This is a genomic window from Halomonas litopenaei (genome assembly GCF_003045775.1).
GTDB lineage: Bacteria > Pseudomonadota > Gammaproteobacteria > Pseudomonadales > Halomonadaceae > Halomonas > Halomonas litopenaei.
Window position 1 is genome coordinate 1 of sequence record NZ_PXNS01000023.1, and the last position, 7,621, is coordinate 7,621.

Here is a 7,621-nt window from a genome sequence, read left to right on the forward strand (position 1 = left end):
GTCATCGTCAGGCATTTATTCAGAAGAAGCCCAATTCCGAGAGGAGTTGGGCCTTCTTTTGTGTAAAGAGTCGTACCCGCGCCACCGGTGAGCGCCATCGCCTGGACGTTTGCGTGCCGGATGCGCTGCACCCGGGACAGGGCTACCTCGATAGCCTGTTCGCCATCAGCCCCTAGCTGTGAGGGGGCGACGGCTAGCTGCCGCCGCGGATTGAGCGGTGCATCAACGACTATCAGGCACGACTTGTACAGGCCTGTCTTCCCAGTTCGTGCTGTTTGGCGGCGAGGACCACGGCAGCGTGATGTGGCCGGCAGCACGCCTGGTCATCGAGCAGCTGAGCCATCGCTATCACCGGAATCTTCCACCAGAAGGGGAGAGTCGGCGACCGACAAACTTGATTTAGGCTTGTGCGATACGCGGGTTGAAGCACGGCGGCTGGACCTCCATCTTGTACAAGCACGTGACAGATAGAGTCGATTGTCTAATTTATCGATCCATGGAGGATGTCATGACGCAGCAAGTGGAAGGCAAACGTGTCGCGATTCTCGCCACCCACGGTTTCGAGGAGTCGGAGCTGGCGGTACCCAAGGCGAAGCTTCAGCAGCAGGGCATCGTGGTGCACGTGGTCTCCCCGGAGGCCAAGGGCATCAAGGCCTGGGCAGGAAACGACTGGGGTGACACCTACGACGTCGACGTGGCCCTGGATGATGTCAGCGAACATGACTATCACGCCTTGGTGTTGCCTGGCGGCCTGTTCAATCCCGACGCCCTGCGCCAGGACGAGAAGGCCTTGAGCTTCGTCAATGCTTTCTTCCAGGCTCACAAGCCGGTGGCAGCGATCTGCCACGCCCCCTGGATCCTGATCAACGCCGGGGTGGTCGAAGGTCGCAGGCTGACCTCCTACCCGAGTGTCGAACAGGATCTGCGCAATGCAGGCGCCGACTGGGTCGACGAGCAGGTAGTGGTGGATAACGGCCTGGTGACCAGCCGTAAGCCTGATGATCTGGATATCTTCTGCCACAAGCTGGTCGAGGAAATCCACGAAGGGCGTCACGAGAAGCAGCACGCCTGACGCTGTTCGATACAGCAACCTGGCGGAACGCAACAGGCCCCCGGCGACTTGGTCGCCGGGGGCCTGTTGCGTGTCGAGGTGGTGTTGGCTGGTGATGTAGCCGAGCCAGTTCGACGGGCTAGTTCGAAGGGCTGGTTCGACGGGCCTATTTGACGGTGGAAGAAGCGTTCATTGATGGAGTGACCGAATCGGTCTGTTCCTCGCCAGTGGGCTCGATGCGCTTTACGCCGAACCAGCCGGTCCAGGGTCCGATCATGGCAAGCAGGATCGAGAAGACGATACCCAGGTAGTTGAACAGCGCCCAGGGAGCGTAGTCGAGGGTGGCAACACCCAGGGTGCCTGCCATGTAGACGGCGGAGACGGTCCAGGGGGCCAGCGGCTCGGGAATCATGCCGCCGTCTTCCATGCTGCGCGACAGATTGAGCTGGTGCAGGCCTCGCTTGCGATATTGCTCGGCGAACAGCTCACGGGTCAAAAAGAAGGTTACGTAGCTGTTGCCGGTGGCCAGGATGATGGTGCTGCTGGCCGCCAGCGAGGCCAGGATAGTGCCGCGGGCGGAGCGCACGTAGGCCAGGCTGCGATCGAGCACGACCTTGAGGATGCCGGCGGCCTCCAGCGCCGAGGCAAAGAAGAAGGCGCACAGCGCGAACAGCACTGCTCCGTGCATGCTGTAGAGCCCGCCACGGTTCAGCAGGCTGACCAGTGCCGGGGGCAGGGTGGCGACGTCCAGGCCCGGGTTGAAGCCGGCCAGCAGGCTGACGTTGAAGCCCGATACTGCGGCCTTGGCCACCGCCTCGGGGCTGGCACCCTGGAGCAGTATCGCCAGCAGGGCGGCGCAGGCCGAGGCCAGGAACAGTACCACCAGGGTCGGTTTCTTGCGCACCGAGCCGAACAGCACGATGGCCACCGGCAGCAGCAACAGGAGGTTCAGCTGATAGAGCCCGCCGATGGTCTCGGCGCTGGCGGCGATGGCCTCCGGGGTGCCCTCTGCCAGGTCCATGTTGAGGCCGAGTATCAGGTAGACCACAGCGGCCACCACGCTGGCGGGCAGTGAGGTGTACATCAGGTGGCGGATGTGTCGGTACAGGTCTTCGCCTACCACCATGGAAGCCATGATGGTGGTGTCCGACAGCGGCGACAGCTTGTCGCCGAAGTAGGCGCCCGAGAGCACCGCGCCGGCGGTGATCGCCAGGTTGATGTCCATGGCCGCGGCGATGCCCATGATAGCCACCCCCAGGGTCCCGGCGGAGCCCCAGGAGGTGCCGGTGAAGGTGGAGACGATGGCGGTGCCGAAGAACGCCATGACGTACAGGTAGCGGGGGTCGATCAGCTCCAGGCCATGGTAGATGAAGTAGGGAATGGTGCCCGAGATCATCCAGGTGCCGATGATGATACCGATGCTGTAGAGCACCAGTAGCGCGGACAGGGCGGTGCGTACCTTGTTGCCCATGATGTCCATGACGCCTTCCCAGGTCCCGCCGTGCAGCAGACTGAACAGGGTGGCGGCGGCGCCCAGGGTGATCAGCACCAGTTCGGTGGGTAGGCCCGCCACCACGATGCCGTAGACGATGGCGAAGGCGATGGCGGTCAGCAGGATCAGGGATGGAACAAGTCCAGGTTGTCGTTGTATGGCTGGCATGGGATGTCCTCCTCGTGGTGATCAGCGTTCGAGCGCGGCGAACCCCCGCTCGAGGTCGTCGATGATGTCGTCGATGTGTTCAAGCCCGATGGCCAGGCGAATCAGCGGTTGTCCGCTGCCGTCGGGGCGCATGGGAGACAGCGCAAGACTTTCGTAGCCGCCCCAGCTGACGCCGATACGCATCAGTTCGAGGGCGTCGATGAAGTTCGCGATGCGCGAGTAGCTGGGGTGGTGAAGCGCAAGGCTGAGCAGGCCCGAATGGCCGTGCAGCTGGCGGGCGGCCCAGTCGGCGGCGGCGCCTTTGGCGAGGCTCGGGTGATGCACAGCTGCGACCTGCGGGTGGTCAGCGAGAAAACGTGCGACCGCCAAGGCGTTGCGCTGATGCTCGGCCATGCGCACCGGCAGGGTGCGTAGACCGCGCAGGATTAGCGAGGCGCTGTGGGGCGACAGAGCGGCGCCCAGCAACTGGTGACCGTTGGCGAAGAGCCTGTCGATCAGCTTGGCGTCGGCGATGACTGCGCCGCCGACCACGTCGCTGTGCCCGCCGATGTACTTCGACAGCGAGTGCACCACCATATCGATGCCGTGGGTAAGCGGCTTCTGGAACAGCGGGGTGGCCCAGGTGTTGTCGATCAGCGTGAGGATGCCGCGTTTCCGGGCGATGGCGGAGATAGCCTCGAGGTCTGCCAGCTCCATGCGCAGTGACGACGGACTCTCGATGTAGATCAGGCGGGTCTCGGGCCGCAGGTGGTCGGTCAGTTGCTGGTCACCGGCGATACCGTCGTGGCTGACGCCGTAGCGGGCCATATGGTCGAGCAACTCGACGCTCGGCCCGTAGGTCTGGTTGATGCGCAGGACGTGGTCGCCGTGCTTCAGCAGCGAGAATAGTGTGGCGGAGATGGCGCCCATGCCGGAGGCAAAGGCCTTGCAGGCCTGGCCACGTTCCAGCGCCGCCAGCTTGTCTTCCAGCAACTTGACGGTGGGATTGAGCCCTCGGCTATAGATGAAGCGTTCGCGTTCGGCCAGCTGTGCGCGGCTGAAGCTTTCGAGGTCCGGGAAGGTGAAGATGCTGGTCTGGTAGACGGGAGGTGCCACGGCGCCGTGATGATCCTGGCGCTGTTCGAAGGCGTGACTACAGATATGGCGATCCTGTGGGTCCACGGTGCGGTCTCCGCAAGCAGGGTGGATTGAGCTATCAGCCTGTCTGATAGCTAAGCTAGCACGGCCCTGCTGGCCCCACAATTGATCCAGAAGAGGTTTGCCGTTACCGTCGATCAGGCCCCTGGACGCCTTTCCTGCCTGGATGCCAACGTCATGAAACGACTCTACTTATCGGACACCGTCGCCGGAGAGATCAGCGCCTATATCGCCAAAGAGCAGTTGGCGCCGGGGGCGCGCCTACCTTCGTTGGGGGAGTGGATGGAGCGCCTGGAGGTAGGTCGATCTACCCTCCGGGAGGGCCTCAAGAAGCTCCAGGCCGAGGGCATCATCGAGGTGGTCAACGGCAAGGGGATCTTCGTCAGCGAACAGCGGACCTTTCAACTGCTGGCCAGTCTTGGCATCCATGACGCCAGGGCGCATCTGCTGGAGATGCTCGAGGTTCGCCAGGCGCTGGAGGCCCAGGCCATCCTGCTGGCCGTGCGGCACGCCGAAGAGACCGCCTTCGAGGCCATGGCCGGCCACCTGGATGACTATCGACGTGCTCGGGCGAGGGAGGATTTCCTCGCGGTCAGCGAGGCCGACGCGGCCTTTCACCTGGCGATCTATCAGGCCTGCGGCAATCGCGTGCTGGTCGGGCTGATCCAGATGATGCACGACGAGCTGTACCTGTCCTGGGACTCGCCGGACGATCGTCATGAGGTGTTTGACGCAAGCTTTGCCCACCACGAAGACCTGCTCGAGGCCATGCGGCGGCGTGATGAGCAGGCCGCTCTGGCCGCCTTCGACAGCCTGGTCGGTGCCACGCGCAAGAGCGTCGAGGCCATGGTGTCGTGAAGACGCCGGCCTGGTGGCTGGTTCGTTGCGCCTGCAGCAATAGCGTACAGGGCGGGCTTCGCCCATCAGATATTGCTGCTTCGATGCAGCAAGCAGCGACGCAGTGGCCAGTCAGTAGGCGGCTGGCATTGGCGTTGTGGAGGACTTTCGAGTCCAGGCTCGGGCATTGTCCGCGTGGCTACAATCGAGCAGAGTGGCGGACGCTTGCATGGTGCCATTTTCCTTTTGCTCGCCACCGCCCGTCGGTGCTCGTAACACCTGGAGGAGTTGCTCAGAGGCACACCCACAGGAGTGTTGCAGACGCGTGGATTTCCGGCGACAGGCGACATTCGATAGACTATGCCCTTTTCCCGTGGAAGGGGCGAGGGATGACCATTGGTGAGCTGATTCGGCTGTTGAGTGACGGCGAGTTCCACTCCGGCCAGCAGCTGGGGGAAAAGCTGGGCGTGTCGCGGGCGGCGGTGTGGAAGCAGCTGCGCAAGCTTGAGGATCTCGGCATCCCCATGGAGGCGGTCAAGGGGCAGGGGTATCGGCTAGCCGAACCCCTTGAGCTGCTCGATGGGCCCTCGGTGGTGGCCGCGCTGTCACGCGAGTCGCGTCGGCACCTCTCGCGCCTCTTCGTGGAAGACACCCTGCCCTCGAGCAACGAGTTCCTGCGCGAGCGTTTTCGTCAGGGAGCAGGGCACGCTGAGGCCTGCCTGGTCGAACAGCAGAGCGCCGGCCGTGGGCGGCGCGGGCGCACCTGGACGACCCCCTGGGGGCGCACGCTGATGTGCTCCGTGGGCTGGCGCTTCGATTCGGGTGTCGCTGCCCTGGAAGGCCTCAGCCTGGCCATCGGCGTGGTGCTGGCCCAGGTACTGGAACGCCATGGGCTCAAGCCCGGGCTGAAGTGGCCCAACGACGTGCTGTTGCCCTTGGGTCCGCAAGGATCGGCTCAGCAAGGATTGGATGAGCAGGGAGCGACCGGGCAGGGGGCGGGTCAGCAGGGCTTTGGCAAGCTGGCCGGTATTCTGGTCGAGATGAGCGGTGACGCCGCCGGCCCCTGCGAGGTGGTGCTCGGCATGGGCATCAACGTGGATCTGCCGGAGAGCTTCCGGGCGAAGATCGATCAGCCGGTCGCTTGTGTGCATGATCAGGCTCCGGGACTATCCCGTAACGTGCTGGCGGCCGAATTGCTGGACGGTCTGCTGGGCATGCTGGCAGGTTTCGAGGAGCAGGGGTTCGATGCCTGGCGCGACGCCTGGAACGCACGTCACGCCTTTGCCGGTTGGGACATCGAAATCATTCGAGGGGAGCAGCGCGAGCTGGCCCAGGCAGGAGACGTGGATGGCAGTGGCAATCTCTGGGTGCGCAAGGGCATTGACGGAGAGCGGCAAGAGCGCCTGGTGGGAGGAGAGATCAGCGTGCGGGCTCGCCCATGATTCTTGATCTGGATATCGGCAATACCCTGTCCAAGTGGCGCCTGAAGGACGCTGACAGCAGCGAGATTCGCTCCAGGGGCGCGGTGTGGACCCGGGAGGAGTGGAAGCCCGGGTCGGACATTCCCGACCTCGACGTGGTCGAGACGGTGCGCATTTCCAGTGTAGCGAGGCGTTCGGTGCTGGCGCAGACCGAGTCGCTGCTCAAGGACCGGGTGCGTTCGGTGCACGTGGCGCGCTCCTGCCACGAAGCGCTGGGCGTCACCAACGGCTATCACGAGCCGGGTCGACTGGGCGTGGATCGCTGGATGGGGGTGCTGGCGGGCTATCAGCTCGCCGGTGCCAGCTGCACGGTGGACTGTGGCAGTGCCATCACCATCGACTTCGTGCTGCCAGGCGGGCGTCATCTCGGGGGGTACATCCTGCCGGGGCTGCGTCTGATGAAAGAAAGCCTGAAGCTGGGCACCCGCAACGTGGCCATCGACCCGGACAGCGAGGCAGACGAGCTGCTCGCTCCTGGGCGGCGCACGGTAGAGGCGGTCAATCACGGTATCTACATGGCCGCTGTCAGCGCGGTCAATCGGATCTACAGCGAGGTCTGCGACCGGGAGGGGGTGGCGCTACCCATGCTGGTCACCGGCGGCGATGCCAGGGTGGTGTCTCGTGGTATTCGCGTACCCCACGCGATCTGGCCGGACATGGTCTACGCCGGTCTTGAAGCGTGTTTCCCTCTGACGGCAGCAGAACGTGCCGGCAAGATGGCGGGGGCGCCGGTGCCACCGGCTCCGGTAGCGCTGGAAAAGATCCGTGCGGGCCTGGCGTTTTCGATGCTGCTGTGACCGTGGTTCCGGCGCGCCGTAAAAAAAGCCTATGGAAGCCTTGCGTTATCCATTCTGCTTTGACACAATGCGCCGCGTTCCGAGGTACAGCGACCCGCGGGTTGCAGGCTGCCGTCGAGACAGGTTGTAAGAATTTTGCGTACAGCTTGATTCTTTTAAAACAACCACTTGACTTCTCGGAGCGGGGCGATAAAATACGTCGCCAGTTGGAGGGGTTCCCGAGTGGCCAAAGGGAGCAGACTGTAAATCTGCCGCGAAAGCTTCGAAGGTTCGAATCCTTCCCCCTCCACCAGATTTTGATCGACCAGAGTTGTGGTTTCTGGTTGATATGGAGCAGGCGGTCGGACGCTGCCAGGCTGGTTTGGGTTCGGTGGGCTTTGCTTCAGCAAAGAAGGTTTAGTACCGATTTTGCGGGCATAGTTCAATGGTAGAACCTCAGCCTTCCAAGCTGATGATGCGGGTTCGATCCCCGCTGCCCGCTCCAGAGTTCAGGCAATGTGAAGTAGTTGGGTTGCCGAAGAGTGCGCTCATGTAGCTCAGGGGTAGAGCACACCCTTGGTAAGGGTGAGGTCGACGGTTCAAATCCGTCCATGAGCTCCATCTAAGAAAAGCGAGCCTAGGCTCGCTTTTTCTTTCTCCGTCGCGTCTGCAGGGCGGA

6 protein-coding genes and 3 tRNA genes are annotated in these 7,621 nt (G+C 63.2%); 7 read left to right on the forward strand and 2 right to left on the reverse strand.

The features are described from left to right. The first annotated feature begins 508 nt into the window (after nt 1-508). Nucleotides 509-1,072 carry a type 1 glutamine amidotransferase domain-containing protein gene (locus C6W88_RS20810; protein ID WP_108133872.1) on the forward strand — a complete coding sequence of 188 codons (564 nt, stop codon included), beginning with the start codon at nt 509-511 and terminating at the stop codon, nt 1,070-1,072. A gap of 145 nt (nt 1,073-1,217) precedes the next feature. Here the strand turns inward: C6W88_RS20810 and nhaC are convergent, their stop codons facing one another. Then, nucleotides 1,218-2,711: a Na+/H+ antiporter NhaC gene (gene nhaC, locus C6W88_RS20815; protein ID WP_108133873.1), complete on the reverse strand. Its 1,494-nt coding sequence runs from the start codon at nt 2,709-2,711 to the stop codon at nt 1,218-1,220. A gap of 21 nt (nt 2,712-2,732) precedes the next feature. Then, nucleotides 2,733-3,872, reverse strand: coding sequence for a trans-sulfuration enzyme family protein (locus tag C6W88_RS20820; RefSeq protein ID WP_108133874.1), 1,140 nt, complete (start codon nt 3,870-3,872; stop codon nt 2,733-2,735). A gap of 153 nt (nt 3,873-4,025) precedes the next feature. On the opposite strand from C6W88_RS20820, the gene C6W88_RS20825 reads away from it, so the two are divergent. The 6 genes from C6W88_RS20825 to C6W88_RS20850 all read left to right on the forward strand — a co-directional run bounded on the left by C6W88_RS20825 (nt 4,026) and on the right by C6W88_RS20850 (nt 7,563). Next, nucleotides 4,026-4,706, forward strand: a complete 681-nt coding sequence (locus C6W88_RS20825; protein ID WP_108133875.1) for a FadR/GntR family transcriptional regulator — start codon at nt 4,026-4,028, stop codon at nt 4,704-4,706. 368 nt (nt 4,707-5,074) lie between these two features. Continuing rightward, nucleotides 5,075-6,127, forward strand: coding sequence for a biotin--[acetyl-CoA-carboxylase] ligase (locus C6W88_RS20830; RefSeq protein ID WP_108133876.1), 1,053 nt, complete (start codon nt 5,075-5,077; stop codon nt 6,125-6,127). After that, nucleotides 6,124-6,963 (forward strand): type III pantothenate kinase, encoded by an 840-nt coding sequence (locus C6W88_RS20835; RefSeq protein WP_045990874.1) that lies wholly within the window; start codon nt 6,124-6,126, stop codon nt 6,961-6,963. Before C6W88_RS20830 ends, C6W88_RS20835 begins: the two co-directional genes overlap by 4 nt. A 208-nt stretch (nt 6,964-7,171) precedes the next feature. Beyond that, nucleotides 7,172-7,255 (forward strand) — tRNA-Tyr (locus C6W88_RS20840). A gap of 118 nt (nt 7,256-7,373) precedes the next feature. Beyond that, nucleotides 7,374-7,447: transfer RNA gene (locus tag C6W88_RS20845), tRNA-Gly, on the forward strand. A gap of 41 nt (nt 7,448-7,488) precedes the next feature. Continuing rightward, a tRNA-Thr gene (locus C6W88_RS20850) sits at nt 7,489-7,563 on the forward strand. Nucleotides 7,564-7,621: the final 58 nt, after the last annotated feature.